The organism is Ramlibacter henchirensis (assembly GCF_004682015.1).
In the GTDB taxonomy this organism is placed as follows: domain Bacteria; phylum Pseudomonadota; class Gammaproteobacteria; order Burkholderiales; family Burkholderiaceae_C; genus Ramlibacter; species Ramlibacter henchirensis.
Window position 1 is genome coordinate 1,848,321 of sequence record NZ_SMLM01000001.1, and the last position, 22,098, is coordinate 1,870,418.

General features: G+C 68.3%; 24 protein-coding genes. 18 read left to right on the plus strand and 6 right to left on the minus strand.

The genetic code is table 11. The annotated features are described in order from the left end of the window. Positions 1-76: 76 nt before the first annotated feature. Together dnaN and dnaA are read right to left on the minus strand one after the other, a co-directional pair. Entirely contained in the window at positions 77-1,183 is a 1,107-nt protein-coding gene (dnaN, locus tag EZ313_RS09160) for a DNA polymerase III subunit beta (protein ID WP_135262858.1), read from the minus strand. Positions 1,184-1,435: 252 nt separating this feature from the next. After that, positions 1,436-2,848 (minus strand): chromosomal replication initiator protein DnaA, encoded by a 1,413-nt coding sequence (gene dnaA / locus EZ313_RS09165; RefSeq protein WP_135262859.1) that lies wholly within the window; start codon positions 2,846-2,848, stop codon positions 1,436-1,438. Between the two features lie 190 nt (positions 2,849-3,038). Here dnaA and rpmH point away from each other — a divergent pair, with 190 nt between their 5' ends. The 6 genes from rpmH (at position 3,039) to EZ313_RS09195 (ending at position 7,949) form a co-directional block, all read left to right on the plus strand. Then, positions 3,039-3,173, plus strand: a complete 135-nt coding sequence (gene rpmH, locus EZ313_RS09170; protein ID WP_135262860.1) for a 50S ribosomal protein L34 — start codon at positions 3,039-3,041, stop codon at positions 3,171-3,173. Positions 3,174-3,213: 40 nt separating this feature from the next. Further along, positions 3,214-3,630 (plus strand): ribonuclease P protein component, encoded by a 417-nt coding sequence (locus EZ313_RS09175; protein WP_135262861.1) that lies wholly within the window; start codon positions 3,214-3,216, stop codon positions 3,628-3,630. Continuing rightward, a complete protein-coding gene (gene yidD / locus EZ313_RS09180; RefSeq protein WP_135262862.1) occupies positions 3,627-3,899 on the plus strand; it encodes a membrane protein insertion efficiency factor YidD in 273 nt (90 codons plus the stop codon). The genes EZ313_RS09175 and yidD overlap by 4 nt, the downstream gene beginning before the upstream one ends. Beyond that, positions 3,896-5,608 (plus strand): membrane protein insertase YidC, encoded by a 1,713-nt coding sequence (gene yidC, locus EZ313_RS09185; protein WP_135262863.1) that lies wholly within the window; start codon positions 3,896-3,898, stop codon positions 5,606-5,608. Before yidD ends, yidC begins: the two co-directional genes overlap by 4 nt. A gap of 118 nt (positions 5,609-5,726) precedes the next feature. Then, positions 5,727-7,106, plus strand: a complete 1,380-nt coding sequence (mnmE, locus tag EZ313_RS09190) for a tRNA uridine-5-carboxymethylaminomethyl(34) synthesis GTPase MnmE (protein ID WP_135262864.1) — start codon at positions 5,727-5,729, stop codon at positions 7,104-7,106. 129 nt (positions 7,107-7,235) lie between these two features. Next, positions 7,236-7,949 carry a hypothetical protein gene (locus EZ313_RS09195; protein ID WP_135262865.1) on the plus strand — a complete coding sequence of 238 codons (714 nt, stop codon included), beginning with the start codon at positions 7,236-7,238 and terminating at the stop codon, positions 7,947-7,949. Here the strand turns inward: EZ313_RS09195 and EZ313_RS09200 are convergent. Continuing rightward, entirely contained in the window at positions 7,946-9,931 is a 1,986-nt protein-coding gene (locus tag EZ313_RS09200; protein ID WP_135262866.1) for a monovalent cation:proton antiporter family protein, read from the minus strand. The two genes, EZ313_RS09195 and EZ313_RS09200, sit on opposite strands and share 4 nt — an antisense overlap. A gap of 36 nt (positions 9,932-9,967) precedes the next feature. On the opposite strand from EZ313_RS09200, the gene EZ313_RS09205 reads away from it, so the two are divergent. From EZ313_RS09205 to EZ313_RS09230, 6 genes are all read left to right on the plus strand, one after another. Further along, positions 9,968-10,963: a KpsF/GutQ family sugar-phosphate isomerase gene (locus EZ313_RS09205; RefSeq protein WP_135262867.1), complete on the plus strand. Its 996-nt coding sequence runs from the start codon at positions 9,968-9,970 to the stop codon at positions 10,961-10,963. Beyond that, complete coding sequence (locus EZ313_RS23445) at positions 10,964-11,512, plus strand: KdsC family phosphatase (protein WP_135262868.1); 549 nt, start codon at positions 10,964-10,966, stop codon at positions 11,510-11,512. It abuts the gene before it with no gap. Next, a complete protein-coding gene (gene lptC / locus EZ313_RS09215) occupies positions 11,509-12,153 on the plus strand; it encodes an LPS export ABC transporter periplasmic protein LptC (protein WP_240788574.1) in 645 nt (214 codons plus the stop codon). The genes EZ313_RS23445 and lptC overlap by 4 nt, the downstream gene beginning before the upstream one ends. 4 nt (positions 12,154-12,157) lie before the next feature. Continuing rightward, positions 12,158-12,934: an SDR family oxidoreductase gene (locus EZ313_RS09220; protein ID WP_135262870.1), complete on the plus strand. Its 777-nt coding sequence runs from the start codon at positions 12,158-12,160 to the stop codon at positions 12,932-12,934. Positions 12,935-13,018: 84 nt separating this feature from the next. Continuing rightward, positions 13,019-13,645 carry a TetR/AcrR family transcriptional regulator gene (locus tag EZ313_RS09225; RefSeq protein WP_135262871.1) on the plus strand — a complete coding sequence of 209 codons (627 nt, stop codon included), beginning with the start codon at positions 13,019-13,021 and terminating at the stop codon, positions 13,643-13,645. Positions 13,646-13,650: 5 nt separating this feature from the next. Beyond that, on the plus strand, positions 13,651-14,370 hold the full coding sequence (locus EZ313_RS09230; protein WP_135262872.1) for an oxygen-binding di-iron domain-containing protein: 720 nt from the start codon (positions 13,651-13,653) through the stop codon (positions 14,368-14,370). Between the two features lie 99 nt (positions 14,371-14,469). On the opposite strand, the gene EZ313_RS09235 is transcribed toward EZ313_RS09230, so the two are convergent. Beyond that, a complete protein-coding gene (locus EZ313_RS09235; protein ID WP_135262873.1) occupies positions 14,470-14,979 on the minus strand; it encodes an RNA recognition motif domain-containing protein in 510 nt (169 codons plus the stop codon). 340 nt (positions 14,980-15,319) lie between these two features. On the opposite strand from EZ313_RS09235, the gene EZ313_RS09240 reads away from it, so the two are divergent. The 6 genes from EZ313_RS09240 to otnI all read left to right on the plus strand — a co-directional run bounded on the left by EZ313_RS09240 (position 15,320) and on the right by otnI (position 20,912). Next, positions 15,320-15,886: a TMEM165/GDT1 family protein gene (locus EZ313_RS09240; RefSeq protein ID WP_135262874.1), complete on the plus strand. Its 567-nt coding sequence runs from the start codon at positions 15,320-15,322 to the stop codon at positions 15,884-15,886. A 131-nt stretch (positions 15,887-16,017) separates the two neighbouring features. Continuing rightward, on the plus strand, positions 16,018-17,148 hold the full coding sequence (gene metX, locus EZ313_RS09245; RefSeq protein ID WP_135262875.1) for a homoserine O-succinyltransferase MetX: 1,131 nt from the start codon (positions 16,018-16,020) through the stop codon (positions 17,146-17,148). Then, positions 17,145-17,729, plus strand: coding sequence for a methionine biosynthesis protein MetW (gene metW / locus EZ313_RS09250; protein WP_135262876.1), 585 nt, complete (start codon positions 17,145-17,147; stop codon positions 17,727-17,729). Before metX ends, metW begins: the two co-directional genes overlap by 4 nt. Beyond that, positions 17,729-19,066 (plus strand): chromate efflux transporter, encoded by a 1,338-nt coding sequence (gene chrA / locus EZ313_RS09255; protein ID WP_135262877.1) that lies wholly within the window; start codon positions 17,729-17,731, stop codon positions 19,064-19,066. The genes metW and chrA overlap by 1 nt, the downstream gene beginning before the upstream one ends. Positions 19,067-19,081: 15 nt before the next feature. Continuing rightward, a complete protein-coding gene (gene denD / locus EZ313_RS09260; protein WP_135262878.1) occupies positions 19,082-20,092 on the plus strand; it encodes a D-erythronate dehydrogenase in 1,011 nt (336 codons plus the stop codon). A 1-nt stretch (position 20,093) separates the two neighbouring features. Next, a complete protein-coding gene (gene otnI, locus EZ313_RS09265; protein ID WP_135262879.1) occupies positions 20,094-20,912 on the plus strand; it encodes a 2-oxo-tetronate isomerase in 819 nt (272 codons plus the stop codon). A gap of 40 nt (positions 20,913-20,952) precedes the next feature. Here otnI and EZ313_RS09270 read toward each other — a convergent pair whose 3' ends face one another. Continuing rightward, positions 20,953-21,147: a DUF3606 domain-containing protein gene (locus EZ313_RS09270; protein ID WP_135262880.1), complete on the minus strand. Its 195-nt coding sequence runs from the start codon at positions 21,145-21,147 to the stop codon at positions 20,953-20,955. A 171-nt stretch (positions 21,148-21,318) separates the two neighbouring features. Then, positions 21,319-22,068, minus strand: coding sequence for a DUF72 domain-containing protein (locus EZ313_RS09275; RefSeq protein WP_135262881.1), 750 nt, complete (start codon positions 22,066-22,068; stop codon positions 21,319-21,321). Positions 22,069-22,098: the final 30 nt, after the last annotated feature.

Here is a 22,098-nt window from a genome sequence, read left to right on the forward strand (position 1 = left end):
GCGCTTTTTCTACGATCTCTTGAAGGACCAAACCCGCCCTCTCGGGCGGGTTGGTCGGATGTCGGGGGGGCCCGGGTCAGATGCGCATCGGCATCACGACGTACTTGAAGTTCGCGTCTTCGGGGTTGGTGATCAGGGCCGAGCTGTTGGAATCGGCCAGCTCCATCTTCACCATCTCCTGGTCCATGTTGGCCAGCGCGTCGATCAGGTAGGTGACGTTGAAGCCGATCTCGATGGCGTCGCCGCCGTAGTCGATGTCCAGTTCGTCGATCGCCTCTTCCTGCTCGGCGTTGTTGCTGGCCACGCGCAGGGTGCCGGGCTCCAGGTTCAGGCGCACGCCCTTGAACTTCTCGCTGGTCAGGATGGCCGTGCGCTGCAGGCTGGCCAGCAGCGGCGCGCGGCCCAGCGTCACCTGGTTCTTGTGGTTCTTGGGGATGACGCGGTTGTAGTCGGGGAACTTGCCCTCGACCAGCTTGGTGACGAATTCCATGCCACCGAAGGAGAACTTGGCCTGGTTGGCGGCGAACTGCATCTCGATTGCGCCTTCGGCGTCCGACAGCAGGCGCTGCATCTCCAGCACGGTCTTGCGGGGCAGGATTACCTCCTGCCGCGGAACTTCGACGTCCAGCGTGGCACTGGCGAAGGCCAGGCGGTGGCCGTCGGTGGCCACCAGTGACAGCTGCTTGCCCTCGGCGACGAACAGGATGCCGTTGAGGTAGTAGCGGATGTCGTGCACCGCCATCGCGAACGACACCTGCGCCAGCAGGTCCTTCAGCGTCTTCTGCGGCACGCTGAACTTCGGGCCGAAGCTCGCCGCCTCCTGCACCAGCGGGAAGTCCTCCGCGGGCAGCGTCTGCAGCGTGAAGCGGCTCTTGCCGCCCTTGAGCAGCAGCTTGTTCTGGCTGGATTCCAGGCTGACGGTCTGGTCGGCCGGCATGGTGCGCAGGATGTCGATCAGCTTGCGGGCACCCACCGTGGTGGTGAAGTTGCCGGCGTCGCCGTCCATCTCCGCCGTGGTGCGGATCTGGATCTCGAGGTCACTCGTCGTCAGCTGCACCTGGCCGCCCGTCTTGCGGATCAACACGTTGGCCAGGATCGGCAGCGTGTGGCGGCGCTCCACGATGCCGGCAACGGACTGCAGCACCGAGAGCACTTTGTCTTGGGTGGCCTTCAGGACGATCATGATTCAGCCTCTCTCCTCTCTCTTAATTTCTTTGTTTAAAGGTAGTAGTAGTTAGATAAGGGACGGCCCGCTCTGTGGACAAGGCGCATTTTCCCCTTTTTCATCAGGCACTTGCTGAGCTTGGAAGGGTGTGGGCGGGGGTGCTTCCGGACTGCTTCCGCAACAGGGACAACTTGGGCCCGCCGGCCGCTTCTGTGGACAACCGGCGGGTTGTGCCGGAACGCTCCACAGGGTTGTTCTTTCGGCTCACGGTCATCCCTTCAGCGTCTGTTCCAGCACGTGCAGCTGCTGGTTCAACTCGGTCACGTTCTGGCGCTCCTGGGCGATCTTGCGCACCGCGTGCAGCACCGTCGTGTGGTCGCGGCCGCCAAAGAGCTCGCCGATCTCGGGCAGGCTTTTCTGGGTGAGTTCCTTGGCCAGGTACATGGCGATCTGGCGCGGGCGGGCGATCGAGGCGGGCCGCTTCTTGGAGTACATGTCGGCGACCTTGATCTTGTAGTAGTCGGCCACCGTCTTCTGGATGTTCTCCACGCTGATCTGCCGGTTCTGGATGGACAGCAGGTCGCGCAGCGCCTCGCGGGCCAGCTGGATGGAGATCTCCTTCTGGTTGAAGCGGCTGTAGGCCAGGATCTTGCGCAGCGCACCTTCGAGCTCGCGCACGTTGGAGCGCACGTTCTTGGCGACGAAGAAGGCCACCTCCTCCGGCATCTCGGCGTTCTCCGCGCGGGCCTTGTTGATCAGGATGGCCACGCGCATCTCCAGCTCGGGCGGCTCGATGGCCACCGTCAGGCCGGAGTCGAAGCGGGAGATCAGGCGTTCGTGGATGTCGGCCAGGCCCTTGGGATAGGTGTCCGACGTCATCACGATGTGGCTTTTCTTGGCCAGCAGCGCCTCGAAGGCGTTGAAGAACTCCTCCTGGGTGCGGTCCTTGTTGGCGAAGAACTGGACGTCGTCGATGAGCAGGAGGTCCAGCGAGTGGTACTTGTCCTTGAACTCCTCGAAGGTCTTCCGCTGGTACGCCTTAACCACATCGGAGACGAATTGTTCCGCGTGGATGTAGAGAACTTTCGACGACGGCCGGTCCGCCAGCAGCTTGTTGCCCACCGCGTGGACCAGGTGGGTCTTGCCCAGGCCGACGCCGCCATAGATGAACAGCGGGTTGTAGAGCTGGCCCGGCGTGCCCGCCACATGCATCGCGGCGGCCCGGGCCATGCGGTTGGCCGTTCCCTCCACCAGGGTGTCGAACGTCAGCGCGGTGTTGAGGCGGTTCTTGAACTGGCCCGGGGAGTTGTCCTCCACCAGGTCCGGCGTTTCCGGCGCCGGTGGAATCTCCGGCGCTGCGGGTGCGATGTAAGGCTTGGCCGGGCTTTCGCGCTGAGCGAGCGCTAACTCAAGCTGCACCGGCTGGCCGTAAAGCTTCTCCAGCGTGGACGCGATGCGGCCGGCGTACTGGGCCCGTACCCAGTCGAGCTTGAAGCGGTTGGCCACGAACAACGTGACCTTCGAAAAATCATCGGTGACCCGGGCCACGAGGGGCTTGATCCAGGTGTTGAACTGCTGCTCGGGCAGTTCCTGCGCCAGCTGGTCGACGCATGCCTGCCACAGGCCGTCTCCCCCGCTCACGGACGCGCCTGCCGCCAGGCTGTTGCCATACCCCTCGCTCATCTCGGTTTGCCGCCTCTGTGGATAGTTGTCGTGCGCGGAAACGGCCCATTCTAGTTTATGAAGACGTTATCCACATGGGGTTTTCGCTATTGCCGAGCTGCACGCCGGGGCTTCACGGCAGCCCCTTTTCTTGCCGGGGCAGGCGGTTTGGCAGATAATCGTCGGCTTTTCTCCGCACGAGCAGAACACCATGAAACGCACCTACCAACCCTCCAAAGTGCGCCGCGCCCGCACCCACGGCTTCCTGGTCCGCATGAAGACCCGCGGCGGCCGCGCCGTGATCAACGCGCGCCGTGCCAAGGGCCGCAAGCGCCTGTCGGTCTGAAGCCCCCAGCGGGGCTGAGCCGGCCCTAGCGCCCAGCCAAGTGCAGCGGCTCAAGACCCGGGCGCAATTCGAGGCCGTGATGGCCGGCGGCGCCACCGTCTCCCGCACCGAGCACTTCGCGCTGCACCGCGCCGGATTGCAGTCTCCCGGCGAACAAGGTTCCTCCCCAGGGCCTGGATCCCAGCGATCCCAGGCCCTGTTTGCTGTTCAAGGGGAACCGTGGGTGGGCGCCATCGTTCCCAAGCGCTGGGCCCGCCGCGCCGTCACCCGCAACGCCATCAAGCGCCAGATCTACACCGTGAGCCAGGATTTCGAAGCCCGCCTGCCCGCCGCCGTTCACGTGGTGCGGCTGCGCGCCGGCTTCGACAAGGCACAGTTTCGCAGCGCCACTTCGCCGCAACTGAAGCAGGCCGTCCGGGCCGAGCTGCAGCGGCTGTTCGCCGAGGCCCGGCCATGATCCGCGGCGGCCTCATCGCGCTGGTGCGCGGCTACCGGCTGCTGCTGTCGCCGTGGCTCGGCTCGTCCTGCCGCTTCACGCCCACCTGCTCGGCCTACGCGCTGCAGGCGCTCGAGCGGCACGGCGCCGCCGCCGGCAGCTACCTGGCCGCGGCGCGCATCGCCCGCTGCCATCCCTGGTGCGACGGCGGCATCGATGAAGTGCCACACGAGCCGCCCGTCCTGTTCCGCCGACTGTTCCCCTCGCCTTCGCAGAAGAAGACTTCATGAACGACATTCGCCGCACCATCCTCTGGGTGGTCTTCGGTTTCTCCCTGGTCCTGCTGTGGGACCAGTGGCAGGTGCACAACGGCCGCCAGGCCACCTTCTTCCCGCAGTCGGCCAAGTCCACGGCGACGGCCCCGGCGCCCAAAGGTCCCGCCAGCGTGCCTTCGGCTGTGCCCACCCCCGCGCCGGCGGCCGCCGCTCCGGGTGTGCCGCCCAGCGGCGCAGCGGCGACCTCGCCTGCGGCCACGCCTCGCGAACGCTTCACGGTCACCACCGACCTGCTGCGCGTCACCTTCGACAGCGAAGGCGGCTCGATCGTGCGCACCGAGTTCCTCAAGGTCAGCGCCGACTCCACCACCGAGAAGGGCACCAGCACCTTCGTGCTGCTGGAGGAATCGCCGCAGCGCGTGTACGTGGCCCAGTCCGGCCTGATCGGCGGCGACTTCCCCAACCACAAGACGGTGATGTCCGTCAGCGGCGAGCGCGAGCTCAAGCCCGGCGCCGACGGGCTCACGGTCCGCTTCGAGTCGCCCGAGAAGAACGGCGTGAAGCTGGTGAAGGCCTACACCCTCAAGCGCGGCCAGTACGACATCGCGGTGCGGCATGAGACGATCAACACGGGCGGCGCGCCGGTCGCGCCTCAGCTCTACATGCAGCTGGTGCGCGACGGCAACCCGCTGCCCAATGAGTCGTCCTTCTATTCCACCTTCACCGGCCCGGCCGCCTATACCGAGGAGCAGAAGTTCCAGAAGGTGGACTTCAGCGACATCGAGAAGAACAAGGTCGACATCCAGAAGGAGTCGACCACCGGCTACGTGGCCATGGTGCAGCACTACTTCGCCAGCGCGTGGATCCTGCCTGACGGCCTGCGCCGAGAGCTGTTCATGCGCAAGGTTGACAACAACCTGTATGCCGCCGGCATGATCGCTCCGCTGGACTCGGTGGCCCCGGGCGCCACCAAGGCCGTCGACGCGAAGTTCTTCGCCGGCCCGCAGGCCGAGAAGATGCTCGAGGCCGTCGCGCCGGGGCTGGACCTGGTGAAGGACTACGGCTGGCTCACCATCCTGGCCAAGCCGCTGTACTGGCTGCTGGACAAGCTGCACTCGTTCATCGGCAACTGGGGCTGGTCGATCATGGCCCTGGTGCTGGTGATCAAGATCGCGTTCTACTGGCTGCAGGCCAAGGGCTACGAGAGCATGGCCAAGATGAAGGCCATCAACCCCCGCGTGATGCAGATGCGCGAGCGCTACAAGGACAACCCGCAGCAGATGCAGCAGGAGATGATGCGCATCTACCGCGAGGAGAAGGTCAATCCGCTGGGCGGGTGCTTCCCCATCATGGTCCAGATCCCGGTGTTCATCGCGCTCTACTGGGTGCTGCTGGCCAGCGTGGAGATGCGCAACGCGCCCTGGATCGGCTGGATCCGCGACCTGTCGTCGCCCGACCCGTTCTTCATCCTGCCGGTGGTGATGACGCTCACCACGCTGCTGCAGACGGCGCTGAACCCGGTGCCGCCGGACCCGATGCAGGCCAAGATGATGTGGTACATGCCGCTGGCGTTCTCGGTGATGTTCTTCTTCTTCCCGGCCGGCCTGGTGCTGTACTGGATCACCAACAACGTGCTGTCGATCGCGCAGCAGTGGCTGATCAACACGCGTATGGGCGTGCCGCCGGAGTTCAACCTGCCGAAGTTCGGGAAGAAGGCGACCTGATCGCCGACCCCCGCTCCGGCGGGAACCCAGTGGAGGGGCCGCGCGAGCGGCCTTTCTTTTTGGAAGCCCTGGATTCCCGCCTTCGCGGGAATGACAGTCGAAACGCGAGAATCGCTGCATGTTCGCCGGCCACGACCAGCCCATCGCCGCCATCGCCACTGCCCCCGGCCGTGGCGCCGTGGGCATCGTGCGCGTTTCGGGCAAGACCGTGCAGCCGGTCATCGACGCGGTATGCGGCCGACCGCTCAAGCCCCGCGAGGCGACCTACCTGCCGTTCCTCGCTGCTGACGGCTCCCCGATCGACCAGGGACTCGCCCTCCACTTCCCTTCGCCGCACTCCTACACCGGCGAGGACGTGCTCGAACTGCAGGCGCACGGCGGCCCGGTCGTGCTGCAGCTGCTGCTGGCGCGCTGCCTCGAAGCAGGCGCGGCGATGGGGCTGCGGGTGGCGCAACCCGGCGAGTTCACCCGCCGCGCCTTCCTCAACGACAAGATCGACCTGGCGCAGGCAGAAGCCGTCGCCGACCTGATCGACGCCAGCACCGAGGCGGCCGCGCGCAGCGCCAGCCGCTCGCTGGCCGGCGAGTTCTCGCGCGAAGTGCACCAGCTGCGCGATGCGCTCGTGCACCTGCGCATGTTGGTGGAGGCGACGCTCGACTTCCCCGAGGAGGAGATCGACTTCCTCCGCCAAGCCGATGCGCAAGGCCAGCTCACGCGCCTGCAGGAATCGCTCGCGGCCGTGCTGCGGCGGGCGCGCCAGGGCGCGCTGCTGCGCGAAGGCATCAAGGTGGTGATCGCCGGGCAACCGAACGCCGGCAAGAGTTCGCTGCTCAACGCGCTTGCGGGCGCCGAACTCGCCATCGTCACGCCCATCCCGGGAACGACCCGCGACGTCGTCAGCCAGACCATCCAGATCGAGGGCGTGCCGGTGCACGTGATCGACACGGCGGGGCTGCGCGAGAGCCAGGACGTGGTGGAACGCATCGGGATCGAGCGGGCCTGGGGCCAGATCGTGCAGGCGGATGCCGTGCTGTTCCTGCACGATCTGACGCGCGCTGCCGATGCGGCTTACCGCCAGGCCGACCAGGACCTGCTGCGGCAACTCCACCAGCAGGTGCCCGAATCGGTGCCGGTGCTGCAGCTGTGGAACAAGGCCGATGCAGCCGTCGATGCGACGGTCCCGCCGGAGGGGCTGCGTCTTTCCGCCAAGACCGGCGACGGCCTGCAGCCACTGCGCCGCCGCCTGCTCGAACTGGCCGGCTGGCAGGCCGCTGCCGAAGGCGTCTACATCGCGCGCGAGCGGCACCTGCAGGCGCTGCGGCGCGTCGATGGGCATTTGATCGAAGCCGGCGCGCACCTGGCGGGAGAAGCGCCGGCGCTCGACCTGCTCGCCGAAGAACTTCGCCTCGCGCAGAACGCGCTGAACGAGATCACCGGCGAATTCAGCGCGGACGACTTGCTCGGAGTGATTTTTTCCAGCTTCTGCATCGGCAAATAGCCAACGCGGTGCCGACCGTTCCCTCCCCTTCGGTAACCGCGTGTCGTCCGCACAACGACGGCCGCGATGGCCTCTGGCTAAACTGCCGAGGCACTGCCCCGTGCCGGCGGTGCACGGAAAGGTTGCCTGATGTCCCTGCTGCGTTGGTTCTCGCGCGAGCCTGCCCCAGCCGAACCGGCTGCGCCAGGCTCGTCAGCGCGCGATGCCGCACGTCCTGCGGCGACGGCCACCAGCCGCAGGGACGAGCGCAACGCGCGGCGCGAAAAGCTCTACGGGGTGGTGCGCGACACGATGGTGAATGCCGGCGTGCTGTCTTCGAGCTATCGGTTCAAGGTGCTGTCGCTCGACGGCCGCGGCCGTCAGTTCCTGGTGATGGTGGACCTGGCCGGCTCGCCGGGCGGCAGCACCGCTGACCTGGCCCGCATCGAGGTGGCGATGGCCCAGAACGCGAAGGCGCGGCACGACATCGTGGTGAAGTCGGTGTACTGGCGCGAGGCGCCCTCGGCGGCCACCCCGCGCGTCGCCGCTCCGACTGCGCCGCAGGCATCGCGCTCGACACCGGCTGCACAGCCGCTTGCTGCGCCTGCTGCTGCTGTCGCCGCCGCCGCGCCTGCGACAGCGCCCGTTTCCGCGCCCGACCCGCTCCTCGCCGATGAAGTCGCGGCCTTCAAGCAGGCGCTGGCCCAGGGTACGAAGCGCCCGCGCGTCCGCTCCTTCGAAGGCGATGCCGTGCAGGGCCCGCAGAGCTACACGCTGCTCACGGGATTCGAGGACACCGAGACCGCGTCGCCCGAACACCTGCTGCGCTCCCTGAGCAACTCGCAGCACGGCGACCTGCGCTAGCCCGCCAGCAACTTCTGTTCGGCGACGGCCAGGTTCTCCGGCCGCCCCGACAGCACGAGCGTGTCGCCGCCGGCCAGCGGCGGATCCTGATCGATCGATGCCACTTTGCCGTCCGCGCGGCGCAGGCTCACCACCCGCACGCCCAACGCATGCAGCGCGAAATGGCCCAGGTGCCGGCCGATCGCGCGTGCGCCCACGGGGAGCGTGAGCGTGGACAGTCGCTCCTGCTCCAGCTCGTCCACCGTGTCGTCGTCGGCGCCGTGGAAGTAGCCGCGCAGCAGGTTGTAGCGGGCGTCGCGCTGGTCCTGCACGATGCGGATGACGCGACGCATCGGCACGCCCACCAGGGCCAGCGCATGGCTGGCCAGCATCAGCGAGCCTTCCAGGGCCTCCGGCACGACTTCGGTGGCGCCGGCGGTCTGCAGTTTTTCCAGGTCGTGGTCGTCCTGCGTGCGCACGATCACCGGCACCTGCGGCGCGTGGGCCCGCACGTTGGACAGCACCTTCAGGGCGGCGGCGACGTCGAGGTAGGTCACGACGACCGCGCTGGCCCGCGCCAGGCCCGCGGCGATGAGTGATTGCAGCCGCACGGCGTCGCCAAACACCACCGAATCGCCCGCAGCGGCCGCCTGGCGCACGCGGTCGGGATCCAGGTCCAGGGCCATGTAGGGGATGTGCTCCTGCTCCAGCACGCGCGCGAGGTTCTGGCCGCTGCGGCCGTAGCCGCAGATGATCACGTGGCGGTTGGCGTTGATGGACCGGCGCGCGATGGTCGTCATCTGCAGCGACTGCTGCAGCCATTCGCTGGCCACCAGCTTCATCACCAGCCGGTTGCTGTACATCACGATGAAAGGCGTGGCCAGCATCGACAGCACCATGCTGGCCAGGATCGGGTTGAGCATCGCCGGCGGCACCAGCTGGTTGAGGTTGGCCAGCGTCAGCAGCACGAAGCCGAACTCGCCGGCCTGCGCGAGGTACAGGCCGGTGCGCAGCGAAACCCCCGCCGTGGCGCCGAACTGCCACGCCAGCGCGGCCACCAGCGCGAGCTTGAACAGCACCGGCACGACCAGCAGCACCAGCACCACGGTCCAGCGCTCGCCCACCAGGCGCCAGTCCAGCATCATCCCGATGCTGATGAAGAACAGGCCCAGCAGCACGTCGTGGAACGGCCGGATGTCGGTCTCCACCTGGTGCTTGTATTCCGTCTCCGAGATCAGCATGCCGGCGATGAACGCGCCCAGCGCAAGCGACAGGCCCGCGTGCTCGGTGAGCCAGGCCAGGCCCAGCGTGATCAGCAGCAGGTTGAGGACGAACAGCTCCTCGCTCTTGCGGCGCGCGACGAGCGTGAGCCACCAGCGCATCAGCCATTGGCCGCCGACCAGCAGCAGCGCGATCAGCGCGATGGCCTTCAACGTGGCGACGCCCAGCGCCGGCAACAGCGTCTCGGGCTTGCTGCCCAGCGCCGGGATCAGCACCAGCATCGGCACGACCGCCAAATCCTGGAACAGCAGCACGCCCATCACCCGCTTGCCGTGCTCGGACTCGAGCTCCAGGCGGTCGGCCATCAGCTTGACCACGATGGCGGTGCTGCTCATGGCCAGCGCGCTGGAGAGGACGAGCGCGGTCTGCCAGCTCATGCGCCAGGACTGGGGAGCGACCGTGGACAGCACCAGGCTGCCCACGGTGCCGATCGCGACCGTCAGCACCACCTGGAACAGCCCGAGCCCGAACACGTGGCCGCGCATGGCGCGCAGCTTGTGCAGGTTGAATTCGAGCCCGATGACGAACATCAGGAACACCACGCCGAACTCGCCGAGGTAGCGCACCGCCCCCGAGTTCTCGCCCAGCGCGAGCGCGTTGGGCCCGATCAGCACGCCGGCCACCAGGTAGCCCAGCATCGGCGGAAGCTTGAGCGAGCGGCAGGCCACCACACCGAGCACGGCGGCCAGCAGATACACCAGCGTCAGATCGAGCGTGGACATGAGCCGATGCTAACTGGACACCTAGAATCGACCGTTATGGCCACAGGTCCCGCACCCGCGTTCGACCCCGCCCAGGCGCTGCGCCTCGCCCGGGAAACCTTCGACATCGAAGCCGCCGCCGTGCTTGGGCTGAAGGCCCGCACCGGAGACGCGTTCGTGCGCGCCGTGCAGGCGATGCTGCAGGTTCGCGGCCGCGTGGTCGTGATGGGCATGGGCAAGAGCGGCCACATCGGCCGCAAGGTCGCGGCCACGCTGGCCTCCACCGGCACGCCGGCGATGTTCGTGCACCCGGCCGAGGCCAGTCACGGTGACCTGGGCATGATCAAGTCGATCGATCTGGTGCTGGCGATCTCCAACAGCGGCGAGGTCGATGAGGTCGTCAGCCTGCTGCCGGTGATCAAGCGCCTGGGCGTCACGCTGGTGGCGATCACGGGCAACGCGAAATCCACGCTGGCCCAGCACGCCGACATCCTGCTGGACAGTGGCGTCGAGAAGGAGGCCTGCCCGCTGCAACTGGCGCCCACTGCCAGCACCACCGCGCAATTGGCGCTGGGCGATGCGCTCGCCGTGGCGCTGCTGGACGCGCGGGGCTTCCGCACCGAGGACTTCGCGCGCTCGCACCCGGGCGGCTCGCTCGGGCGCAAGCTGCTGACGCACGTCAGCGACATCATGCGCACCGGGGCCGGCGTGCCGCGTGTGGGGCCGAACACCGCCTTCCCGGATCTGATGCGGGAGATGAGCACCAAGGGCCTCGGCGCCTCGGCGATCGTCGGTGACGACGGCCGACCGCAAGGCATCTTCACCGACGGCGACCTGCGCCGCCTGATCGAGAAGGGCGCGGACCTGCGCGCCGTCAAGGCCCATGAAGTGATGCACCGCAGCCCTCGCACGATCCGTCGCGACGCCTTGGCCGTCGAGGCGGCCGAGCTGATGGAAGAACACCGCATCACCAGCGTGCTCGTGGTCGACGATCAAGGCCTGCTGTGCGGGGTGGTCAACAGCAACGACCTGATGCGCGCGAAGGTAATCTAGGTGCCCGCGCATCCCGTCCTGAATTTCCCGCCCGAACTGCTGCTCGCCGCGCAGGGCATCCGCGTCGCCTTCTTCGATGTCGACGGCGTGCTCACCGACGGCGGGCTGTACCTGTCGGCCGAAGGCGAGATGCTCAAGCGCTTCCACATCCTCGACGGGCTCGGGCTCAAGCTGCTGCAGCAGGCGGGCATCACGCCGGTGGTGATCACGGGGCGCGACTCGCAGCCGCTGCGCGCCCGCCTGGCCGCGCTGGGCGTGACGAACGTTCACTACGGCACGGAGGACAAGGGGCCGGCCGCGCAGAACACGCTGGCGGCGCTGGGCATCGACTGGGCGCAGGCCGCCGCCATCGGCGACGACTGGCCCGATCTGCCCGTGCTGCGCCGATGCGGCTTCGCGGCCGCGCCCGCCAACGCGCACGTGGAGGTCAAGGCGGCGGCTGCGTACGTCACCAAAGCCTCGGGGGGACACGGCGCCGCGCGCGAGTTCTGCGACCTGCTGCTGGTGGCTTCGGGCCGCTACTCGCAATTGCTGGAGCGCTACGGGTGAGCACGGCCGCCCTGCCCCTGGGCCGGGCCTGGCGCTGGCTGCGCCACACCTGGGACCGCATCGCGATCTACCTGCCCGTCATGCTGATGGGCCTGATGGCGCTGGGCACCTACTGGCTGGCGAGCAATACGCCGGCGCTGCTGGGCGGGGGCGAGAAGCGTGGGCCCCTGAGCCACGAGCCGGACTACTTCATGCGCAACTTCTCGGTGAAGACCTTCGAGCCGAACGGCCGCCTCAAGAGCGAGGTGTTCGGCACCGAGGCGCGCCACTATCCCGACACCGACACGCTGGAGATCGACCGGCCCCGGATCCTGTCGTACGACGAGGGCGGCGCGCTCACGGTGGCCACCGCGCGGCGGGCGATCAGCAACGGCGACGGCTCCGAGGTCCAGCTGATCGGCGACGCCGTCGTCACGCGCACGCCGCCGCCGGGCACCGACACGCCGCGCATGGAGTTCCAGGGCGAGTTCCTGCACGCCTTCCTCAACACCGAGAAGGTGCGCTCGCACAAGCCCGTGACGCTGATCCGGGGCAACGACCGGTTCACCGCGGAGCAGCTCGACTACGACAACCTCGACCGGGTGATGGATCTGCGCGGCCGGGTCCGCGGCACCCTGATGCCGCCCAAGGCGCAACCCTAGCCGCATGCGGCGCCGGCTCGTCTTCATCACGGGAGCTTCCAGCGGGATCGGGCAGGCACTGGCCCGGCGCTACTACGACGCGGGATGGGACGTTGCGCTGACGGCGCGCCGCACCAGCGAGATCCAGGCCTGGGCCGCGGAGCAGCGGCTGGATCCGGCGCGCTACGCCGTGTACGGCGCGGACGTCGCCCACACCGACAGCATCGTGGCCGCCGGGCGTCGATGTCTCGAGAGCCAGGGCGTCCCCGACGTCGTGATCGCCAATGCGGGCATCAGCATCGGCGTGGACACCGCGATCCGCGAGGACCTGGACGTGATCGCGCGGACCTATGCCACCAATAACATCGGGCTCGCGGCGACGTTCCATCCCTTCATCGCGCCGATGACCGCGCGCCGGTCGGGCACGCTGGTGGGCATCGCCAGCGTGGCCGGCATCCGCGGCCTGCCGGGGCACGGCGCGTATTGCGCGAGCAAGGCGGCGGTGATCAGCTATTGCGAAAGCCTGCGCGGCGAACTCCGGGGGGTCGGCGTGAAGGTCGTGACGATCAGCCCGGGCTACATCGACACGCCGCTCACGCGGCAGAACCGCTACTCGATGCCTTTCCTGATGCGCGCGGAGGATTTCGCGGATCGCGCGTTCCGCACCATCGAGCGCGGCACGAGCTACCGCGTCATTCCCTGGCAGATGGCAGTCGTCACCAACCTGCTGCGGCTGCTGCCCAACGGGTTGTTCGACCGGCTGCTCGCAGGGCGGCCGCGCAAGCGTCGGCAGGGTCACTGAGGCCGCGGCGGGCTGCTGGCCTGTCGCGCTTGCATTCGTTTTCATTTGAATTAAAGTAAATTCAAATCCAGACAAACCCGCCCCGTGCCCCCACGCGCCTACAACAACGAAACCCGGCTGCAACAGCAGGCCGAACTGAAGGCGCGCATCGCCGCCGCCGCCGCGCAGCTGCATGCCGAGAAGGGCGCGCTGCGGACCAGCTGGGCCGAGATCGCCGAGGCCGCAGGCGTCTCGCTGCCCACGGTCTACAAGCATTTCCCGGATTTCGACGCGCTGATCCCGGCCTGCACCGGTCACGCCGCCCAATTCGCGCCGCCGTTGCCGGTCGAACGCATCCTGGCCTGCGAAGACCTGCCTGCCGCCTCGCAGGCGCTGGCGCAAGCGTGCGATCAGCGCAATGCCTTCTTCGAGCCCTGGATGGCCTGGGGCGAAGCGCGGCAGATCGAGTCGCTGTCGCGCATCCTGGCCCAGCAGCGCGTGGAGTTCACCGGCTTTTGCCGCCAGGTTCTGCAGCGGCACCTGCCCGGCGCGGCGGGGCTCGACGAGATGGCCGCCCAATGGCAGGCCCTGCTCGATTTCGAGATCTGGCACGCGCTCGTTCGCCAGCACGGCCTCCCGCGCGCCGCGGCACGGCGCCACATCACCCACCTGCTGCTGGCTGTCACCGGACCGCAGCCGGCCGCGCCCGCCCCGCGTCCGAACCGGAAGTAGCACACATGACCACGCCCCGCGCCTCCGTCCACCCGATCGCGCCCGACACCTGGCGCATCAGCATCGCCATGCCTCCCGAGCTGTTCCCCGGCGGGTTCTCGTTCAACCAGTACCTGGTGGTCGACGAGCGCCCCCTGCTGTTCCACACCGGGCCGAAGAAGCTGTTCGGGCTGGTGCGCGAGCAGATCGAGAAAGTGCTTCCGGTCGAGCGCCTGCGCTACATCGCCTTCTCGCATGTGGAGGCCGACGAGTGCGGCGCGCTGGCCGAATTGCTGGCGCTCGCGCCGGATGCGCAGCCGGTCTGCGGCCGTGTCGGCGCCATGGTGGACATCAACGATCTGGTGGACGTTCCGCCCCTGGTGGTGGAAGACGGCCAGGTGCTCGACCTCGGCCGGCACCAACTGGTGTGGCAGGCCACGCCGCACCTTCCACACGGCTGGGAGTGCGGCTACTTCTACGACCGCACCACCGGCACGCTGTTCTGCGGCGACCTGTTCACGCAACCGGGCACGGGTGACGAGCCGCTGGTCACGCACGACATCCTGGGCCCGAGCGAGGCGTTCCGGCGGCAGGACGACTACTTCTCGCACAGCCGCCACGCGCCGGCGCTGATCGAGAAGCTCGCGCGTCTGGAGCCCAAGGTGCTGGCCTGCATGCACGGCAGCGCCTGGAAGGGCGACGGCGGCGCGATGCTGCGCAACCTCGGGGCGGCGCTGGCCGCGTGAAAGCGCAGCGGCCATGAGAAAGGGCTCCCGAAGGAGCCCTTGCCTTGAAGCTCGGCGGTGGGCGGCTCTGGTGTGGCGCCCGCCGGCCGGCTTTGTGGATCAGTAACTGCCGCCGCCACCGCCGCCGCGGTTGCCGCCGCGCGGGCCGGAGCCGTACGGGCTGCGGAAACCGCCGTCGCCGCCGCCACCACCACCACCGCTGCGGCCACCGCCACCACCGCCGTAGCCGCCGCCACCGCCACTGCGGCCACCACCGCCGCCGCCGTAGCCGCCGCCACCGCCGCCATAGCCACCACCGCCGCCGCCGTAACCGCCGCCGCCGCTGCCGCCACCACCGCCGCCGTAGCCGCGGGGGCGCTGCTCCATCGGACGGGCTTCGTTGACGACGACGCTGCGGCCGCCCAGCGGCTGGCCGTTCATGCCGCTGATGGCGGCCTGCGCCTCGGCGTCACTGGCCATCTCGACGAAACCGAAGCCTTTCGAGCGGCCGGTGTCGCGCTCCATCATCACCTTGGCGCTGGTGACGCCACCGAACTGGCTGAACGCCTGCTCGAGGTCGCTGTCGCGCACCGAATAGGGCAGGTTGCCCACATAAAGTTTGTTGCCCATTTGAGAGGGACTCCTAGAAGAACATTGACCAGAGCGATGGAGTCCCGAAGACGCTATCAACCGAGCGCGAAGCAGAAGACCTTTTCACCGCAGACCGCGTGGCCCTCGCAAGAACCACGTCAGGGCATTATGGAGCAGATAGCCGAGGGGAACGCAAGGGGATTCGTCCCGGTCGGCCAGCGGATTTCTTGACAGCGTGTTGCGGCCGCCGCCCGCGTGCAGCGATGCTGATCCGTGCGCGGGCCGCTCCGTGATGAGCGATGCGGCCCGGCCCCCGGGCAGGGGCCGGCCGCGTCGCCCGCAGGCGCCGCGGCGGATGGGGTACCCTCGCGCGCTTCGCATGGAAGCCTTCCTGATCTCCACCGGCCTGGTCGCCCTGGCCGAAATGGGCGACAAGACCCAACTGCTCTCGCTGGTCCTGGCCGCCAAGTTCCGCAAGCCCTGGCCGATCGTCCTGGGCATCCTCGCCGCCACGCTGGCCAACCACGCGCTGGCCGGCGCCGTGGGTGCCTGGGTCACGAGCCTGCTCGGTCCGGACGTCCTGCGCTGGATCGTCGGCGCCTCCTTCATCGCCATGGCCGCCTGGATGCTGATCCCGGACAAGCTGGACGAAGGCGATGTCGCGGCCGCGCGACCCGGCCTGGGCGTTTTCGCCACCACCCTCGTGGCGTTTTTCCTCGCCGAGATGGGCGACAAGACGCAGGTGGCCACCGTGGTCCTGGCCGCGCGCTTCAACGCGTGGGCGTCGGTGGTGGTGGGCACCACGCTGGGCATGATGCTGGCCAACGTGCCCGTCGTGTGGTTCGGCGACCGGATCACGCGGCGGGTGCCGATCCGCACCGTGCACGTGGTCTCGGCCCTGGTCTTCCTCGCGCTGGGCGCTGCCGCCCTGCTGGGCTTCGGTTGATATACTTCCCGCCGACAGCGCCGATTTGCTTCCGCTTGCGGGCGCTCAACAAATACAGCTAAAGACGAAGCCCCGAACCACCCGGCCTCGTGTTTAGCGACGCCGGGTTTTCTTTTTTTCGCACTCTCTCGATGACGCTGATCGCCGAACCGAAGTCCATGCAGTTCGAGCAGCCGCTGCCGCTGCGCAGCGGCGCGTCGGTGCGCGGCTACGACCTCGCCTACGAGACCTACGGGACGCTGAACGCGGACAAGAGCAACGCCGTGCTGGTCTGCCACGCGCTCAATGCGTCGCACCACGTCGCCGGCGTCTATCCGGGCCAGGACAACTCCGAAGGCTGGTGGGACACGATGATCGGCCCCGGCAAGCCGGTGGACACCGACCGCTTCTTCGTCATCGGCGTCAACAACCTGGGCTCGTGCTTCGGCTCCACCGGACCGATGCACCGCAACCCCGACACCGGCAAGGTGTACGGCGCCGATTTCCCGGTGGTGACGGTGGAGGACTGGGTCGACGCGCAGGCGCGCCTGCTCGACCGCCTCGGCATCGCGCAACTGGCGGCCGTGATGGGCGGCAGCCTGGGCGGGATGCAGGCGCTGTCATGGACGCTGCAGTACCCGGATCGCGTGCGGCACGCCGCGGTGATCGCCAGCGCTCCCAACCTGACGGCCGAGAACATCGCGTTCAACGAAGTGGCGCGCCGCGCCATCGTCACCGACCCGGACTTCCACGGCGGCCACTTCTACGAACATGGCGTGGTGCCGCAACGGGGCCTTCGCATCGCCCGCATGATCGGCCACATCACGTACCTGTCGGACGACGTCATGAACGAGAAGTTCGGCCGCCAGCTTCGAAGCGGCCTGGACATCCGCTACACCACGCAGGACATCGAGTTCCAGATCGAGAGCTACCTGCGCTACCAGGGCGACAAGTTCAGCGAGTACTTCGACGCCAACACCTATCTGCTGATCACGCGCGCGCTGGACTACTTCGATCCGGCGTCGCGGCACGACGGCAACCTGTCCAAGGCACTCGCCGCGGCCACCGCGCGCTTCCTGCTGGTGAGCTTCACGACGGACTGGCGCTTCTCGCCGAAACGCAGCCGCGAGATTGTCAAGGCGTTGCTGGAGAACCGGCGCAACTGCAGCTACGCCGAGATCGACGCGCCCCATGGCCACGACGCCTTCCTGCTGGACGACCCGCGCTACATGTCGGTGGTGCGGGCGTGGTTCGATCGCATCGCGGCGGAGTTCCAGGCATGAGTGATCGCGCCACGCTGCAAAGCATCGCCAACCTGGTGCCGCCCGGGTCGCGCGTGCTCGACCTCGGCTGCGGCGACGGCGCGCTGCTGGACCTGCTGCGCCGCGACCGCAACTGCTCCGGTTACGGCATCGAGATCGCCGACGAAAACCTGCTCGCCTGCGTTAAGCGCGGCGTCGACGTGATCCAGCTCAACCTGGACGAAGGCCTGTCCATGTTCGGGGACAACAGCTTCGACGTGGTGTTGCAGATCGACACGCTGCAGCACCTGCGAAATGCCGAAACCATGCTGCGGGAGACGGCCCGCGTGGGCAAGCTCGGCATCGTGGCGTTCCCCAATTTCGCGCACTGGCCCAACCGGCTGTCGATCGTGCGCGGCCGCATGCCGGTGACCAAGCGGCTGCCCTACCAGTGGTACGACACGCCCAACATCCGCGTGGGAACGTTCAAGGACTTCGAGGTGCTGGCCACGCGCAACCGCCTGGCCATCCTCGACGCCTTCGGCCTGCAGGAAGGGCGCGAGGTGCGGCGGCTGCCCAACCTGATGGCGGGCACGGCCGTGTTCAAGTTCGAGCGCGGCTGATGTCCCAAGGCGCCGTGCCCTTCCGCGAGGCGCTGCGCTTCTGGCTGAAGCTGGGCTTCATCAGCTTCGGCGGGCCGGCCGGGCAGATCGCGATCATGCACCGCGAGCTGGTGGAGCAGCGCCGCTGGATCTCGGAGCGCCGCTTCCTGCACGCGCTCAACTACTGCATGCTGCTGCCCGGCCCCGAGGCCCAGCAGCTGGCCACCTACATCGGCTGGCTGATGCACCGCACCTGGGGCGGCATCGCGGCGGGCGCGCTGTTCGTGCTGCCGTCGCTGCTGCTGCTGATCGCGCTGAGCTGGGTCTACGTGGCGTTCGGGCAGATCGATTGGGTAGCGGGCATCTTCTACGGCATCAAGCCCGCGGTCGCCGCCATCGTCCTGCAGGCGGTATGGCGCATCGGCGGCCGCACGCTGCGGCGGCCATCGCAGGCGCCGGTGCTTTGGGCCGTGGCGATCGCGAGCTTCGTCGCGATCGCATTTCTCGATGTGCCGTTCCCCTGGATCGTGCTGGCGGCGGGGCTGATCGGCGCCGTGGGCGGGCGCGGGTGGCCGGACCAGTTCCAGGCGGGCGGCGCGCACACGAGCAAGGGGCAAGTGCATGGGCCGTCGCTCATCGACGACCACACGCCGACGCCCGAACACGCGCGGTTCCACCGCAGCCGCCTTGCGCGAGTGGTCCTCGTGGGTGCGATCCTGTGGCTCACCCCGATGGCGCTGCTCGTCGCGTGGCATGGCTGGGACAGCACCCTGGCGCAGATGGCCTGGTTCTTCACCAAGGCCGCCCTGCTCACGTTCGGCGGCGCGTATGCCGTGCTGCCCTACGTCTACCAGGGCGCGGTCGAACACTTCCAGTGGCTGACGGGCCCGCAGATGATCGATGGACTCGCCCTCGGCGAGACCACGCCGGGGCCGCTGATCATGGTCGTGGCCTTCGTCGGCTTCGTGGGGGGATGGGCGCGGCAGGTGCTGGGACCCGACGCGCTGTTCCTCGGCGGCGCGCTCGCGGCCTGCGTCGTCACCTGGTTCACCTTCCTGCCTTCGTTCCTGTTCATCCTGGCCGGCGGGCCGCTGGTCGAGTCGACGCACGGACAGATGCGCTTCACGGCGCCGCTGACCGGTGTCACTGCCGCCGTCGTCGGCGTGATCGCGAGTCTGGCCCTGTTCTTCCTGCGGCACATTGCGTGGCCGGTGCCGGGCGGGCCGGTCGACTGGGTGGCGCTGGCCATAGCGGCCGCCGCGGCCATCGCACTGCTGCGCTTCAAGGTGGGCGTGATCCCGGTGATCCTGGCCTGCGCCGCGGCCGGGCTGCTGCTGCGGCTGGCCGGGCTGGCCTGAGGCTATGCTTGCCGCATGAACATCCTGATCACCGGCGGCAGCGGTTTCCTCGGCGCACGGCTGGCGCGCACGCTTCTTCAACAGGGCCGGCTGTCGCGCGCCGGCGCGGCGGCCGAGCCGATCACGTCGCTCACGCTCACCGACCGGGCTCCACCGCCTCCCGATCTGGCATCCGATCCGCGCGTCAGGCAAGTAGGCGGCGACCTGCTGGAGCTCGTCACCTCCCGCGCGCTGCCGGCCGCGGGAACCGACGTGATCTTCCATCTCGCCGCGGCGGTGAGCGGCGAATGCGAGGCCGATTTCGACCTGGGCATGCGCAGCAACTTCGCGGCCACGCACCAGCTGCTGGAAGCCTGCCGCGCGCTCGGCTCGCGGCCGGTCTTCGTGTTCGCCAGCTCGCTGGCCGTGTTCGGCAAGCAGCCCGGGCGCCCGATGCCCGAGCCGATCACCGACGACACGCTGCCCACGCCGCAAAGCAGCTACGGCATCCAGAAATTCATCGGCGAGCAGCTCGTGGCCGACTATGCGCGCAAGGGTTTCGTCACCGGCCGCAGCGTGCGGCTGATGACGGTGAGCGTGCGCCCCGGCCGGCCCAACGGCGCGGCCTCGGGCTTCCTCTCGGGAATGATCCGCGACCCGCTGGCGGGCGTGCGCGCGCAGGTGCCGGTGGCCGCCGCCACGTCGGTCGCCCTGGCCTCGCCGGCTCGAACGATCGAAGGCATCGTGCGGGCGGCCGAAACGTCGGACGATCGCTGGGGCCCGCTCACGGGCATCAATCTGCCCTCGCTGCGCACTTCGGTGGGCGAGATGGCTGCGGCGCTCGAGAAGGTCGCCGGCCGCGATGCCACGGCGCTGCTCGACTGGACTCCCGATCCCGCCATCGAGCGGCTCGTGAGCACCTGGCCGGGCGATGTCCGCTGGGAACGCGCCCGCGGTCTGGGCCTCGGGGCCGACGCCAGCTTCGAGCAGGTCGTGCGCGACTACGTGCGCGAGAACGCCGCGGCGATCAAGCTGCCGGTGCGCTGACATGCCGCGCTTCGCAGCCAACCTGTCGATGCTGTATCCGGAGCTGCCGTTCCTCGAGCGGTTCGAGGCGGCGGCAAAGGACGGCTTTGAGGGTGTCGAATACCTGTTCCCGTACGAGCACCCGCCACAGGAATTGGCCACGCGCTTGAAAGGAAACGGACTCCAGCAGGTGCTGTTCAACGCGCCGCCCGGCGACTTCAGTGCCGGCGAACGAGGACTGGCCTGCCTGCCGGGGCGCGAGGAGCAGTTCCGGACGGGCCTCGCGCAAGCGCTTGAGTACGCGCAAGTCCTGCAGTGCCCGCGCGTGCACGTGATGGCGGGCCTCATTCCCACCGGCCGCTCCAAGAGCGACCTTCGCGCCACCTACGTCGAGAACCTGCGCTGGGCCGCGAAGCAGGCGCAACCGCATGCCGTGCAGCTTCTGATCGAGCCGATCAACACGCGCGACATTCCCGGCTTCTTCCTGAACCGGCAAGACGAGGCGCATGGATTGCTGGACGAGATCGGCGAGCCCAACGTCAAGGTGCAGATGGACCTCTACCACTGCCAGATCGTCGAGGGCGACCTCGCCACTAAGATCCGCCGGTACTTGCCGACCGGGCGCGTGGACCACTTCCAGATCGCGGGCGTTCCGCAGCGGCATGAGCCCGACACGGGCGAGCTCGACTATGGCTTCCTGTTCCGGGTGATCGATGAGGTGGCGGCCGCCTCACGGTGGAACGGCTGGGTCGGCTGCGAATACCGTCCAGCGCGTGGCGCGGCGCCGGGCGGCACGAGCGAAGGACTGGGATGGCTGCGGCGCTGGCGCGCCGGCGCCTGAGCTGCTGTTCTCCCGCAGCGAACAGTCGGGCCCGCGGGCCTCAGACCGTCAGGATGTATTCCTGTCCGTCGAGCAGCTGCTCGACCTGGGCGGCGTTCGGCCCCACCTGCTCCACGGCCTCGCGCAACTGCACCTCGTTGCAGGCGAACCGTTTGGTCCACCATGCCACCTCGCGCGGATTATTCATGTCGATGAGCCCCCTGTTGGCGGGCACGGTGTCGAATACGAAGGCCATGGCCTGATGCTCCCAGAGACGGTGTTTTGCGTTGGATTCTTGAACGGAGTGATTGGGCCTCGGCCGCAAGAGGGGTCCTGACCGCTGGGGGAGCAAGCAGATGTCATCCGGGTCCTACTCTTGCGCTAGGACAGACTCCCATGCCCGGCCGTTGTCTGGCGCCCGCCGTGCTCAGCGGATCCGTTCGAGGAAGGCCTGCGCCGCACCCGGCGCCCTCTCCTTGGCGCCGTTGATGAAGAAGACGAAGGCGTCGCGACCGCGTTCGGCCCAGGCGCGTGCCCCGGCCGCCCATTCGTCCAGCGCCTCGGTCGGATAGCCGGTGGCCAGCTCGGACTGGCTTTGCATCAGGCGCAGGTACGCGAAGGGCGCCTGGTCGTCGGCGATGCGCGGGTACTTGGCCGAATCGGTATAGACCGTCACGCAGCCATGCCGGCGCGCCAGCGCGAGGTAGGCCTCGCTCTCGAAGCTCGCATGCCGCACCTCCAGCACGTGCCGCAGCTGCAGGCTGCCCAGCGTGGGCGGCAGCAGTGAGAGGAAGGCTTCGAAGTCCTGCGGATCGAACGCCTTGGTCGGCATGAACTGCCACAGGATCGGCCCGAGCTTGTCGCCCAGTTCGTCGAGGCCCGAGCCGAGGAAGCGGTCGATCGCTTCGCGTGCCGTTCCCAGCTCGCGCCGGTTGGTCGTGGAGCGGTGCGCCTTGATCGAGAAGACGAATCCCTCGGGCGTTTCATCGCGCCACTTGGCGAAGGTGGGCGGCTTGAACGTGCTGTAGAAAGTGCCGTTCACCTCGATGGCGGACAGGCGCCGGCTGGCCCAGTGCAGCTCCTGGTTGTGGGGCAGGCCGGGCGGAAAGAAGGTCTCCCGCCAGGGTTCGTAGTTCCAGCCGCCGACACCGGCATGGATGCGGCCCTTGGTGCTCATCCGCTGTGCTCCTGCTTGCCTTGGTTCGAT

Bases quoted from the DNA above. Each gene is read 5' to 3' on its own strand.
- dnaN (WP_135262858.1), bottom strand. From the start codon at position 1,183: ATGATCGTCCTGAAGGCCACCCAAGACAAAGTGCTCTCGGTGCTGCAG.
- dnaA (WP_135262859.1), bottom strand. From the start codon at position 2,848: ATGAGCGAGGGGTATGGCAACAGCCTGGCGGCAGGCGCGTCCGTGAGC.
- rpmH (WP_135262860.1), top strand. From the start codon at position 3,039: ATGAAACGCACCTACCAACCCTCCAAAGTGCGCCGCGCCCGCACCCAC.
- yidD (WP_135262862.1), top strand. From the start codon at position 3,627: ATGATCCGCGGCGGCCTCATCGCGCTGGTGCGCGGCTACCGGCTGCTG.
- yidC (WP_135262863.1), top strand. From the start codon at position 3,896: ATGAACGACATTCGCCGCACCATCCTCTGGGTGGTCTTCGGTTTCTCC.
- mnmE (WP_135262864.1), top strand. From the start codon at position 5,727: ATGTTCGCCGGCCACGACCAGCCCATCGCCGCCATCGCCACTGCCCCC.
- EZ313_RS09195 (WP_135262865.1), top strand. From the start codon at position 7,236: ATGTCCCTGCTGCGTTGGTTCTCGCGCGAGCCTGCCCCAGCCGAACCG.
- EZ313_RS09200 (WP_135262866.1), bottom strand. From the start codon at position 9,931: ATGTCCACGCTCGATCTGACGCTGGTGTATCTGCTGGCCGCCGTGCTC.
- EZ313_RS09205 (WP_135262867.1), top strand. From the start codon at position 9,968: ATGGCCACAGGTCCCGCACCCGCGTTCGACCCCGCCCAGGCGCTGCGC.
- EZ313_RS09220 (WP_135262870.1), top strand. From the start codon at position 12,158: ATGCGGCGCCGGCTCGTCTTCATCACGGGAGCTTCCAGCGGGATCGGG.
- EZ313_RS09230 (WP_135262872.1), top strand. From the start codon at position 13,651: ATGACCACGCCCCGCGCCTCCGTCCACCCGATCGCGCCCGACACCTGG.
- EZ313_RS09235 (WP_135262873.1), bottom strand. From the start codon at position 14,979: ATGGGCAACAAACTTTATGTGGGCAACCTGCCCTATTCGGTGCGCGAC.
- EZ313_RS09240 (WP_135262874.1), top strand. From the start codon at position 15,320: ATGGAAGCCTTCCTGATCTCCACCGGCCTGGTCGCCCTGGCCGAAATG.
- metX (WP_135262875.1), top strand. From the start codon at position 16,018: ATGACGCTGATCGCCGAACCGAAGTCCATGCAGTTCGAGCAGCCGCTG.
- metW (WP_135262876.1), top strand. From the start codon at position 17,145: ATGAGTGATCGCGCCACGCTGCAAAGCATCGCCAACCTGGTGCCGCCC.
- chrA (WP_135262877.1), top strand. From the start codon at position 17,729: ATGTCCCAAGGCGCCGTGCCCTTCCGCGAGGCGCTGCGCTTCTGGCTG.
- denD (WP_135262878.1), top strand. From the start codon at position 19,082: ATGAACATCCTGATCACCGGCGGCAGCGGTTTCCTCGGCGCACGGCTG.
- otnI (WP_135262879.1), top strand. From the start codon at position 20,094: ATGCCGCGCTTCGCAGCCAACCTGTCGATGCTGTATCCGGAGCTGCCG.
- EZ313_RS09270 (WP_135262880.1), bottom strand. From the start codon at position 21,147: ATGGCCTTCGTATTCGACACCGTGCCCGCCAACAGGGGGCTCATCGAC.
- EZ313_RS09275 (WP_135262881.1), bottom strand. From the start codon at position 22,068: ATGAGCACCAAGGGCCGCATCCATGCCGGTGTCGGCGGCTGGAACTAC.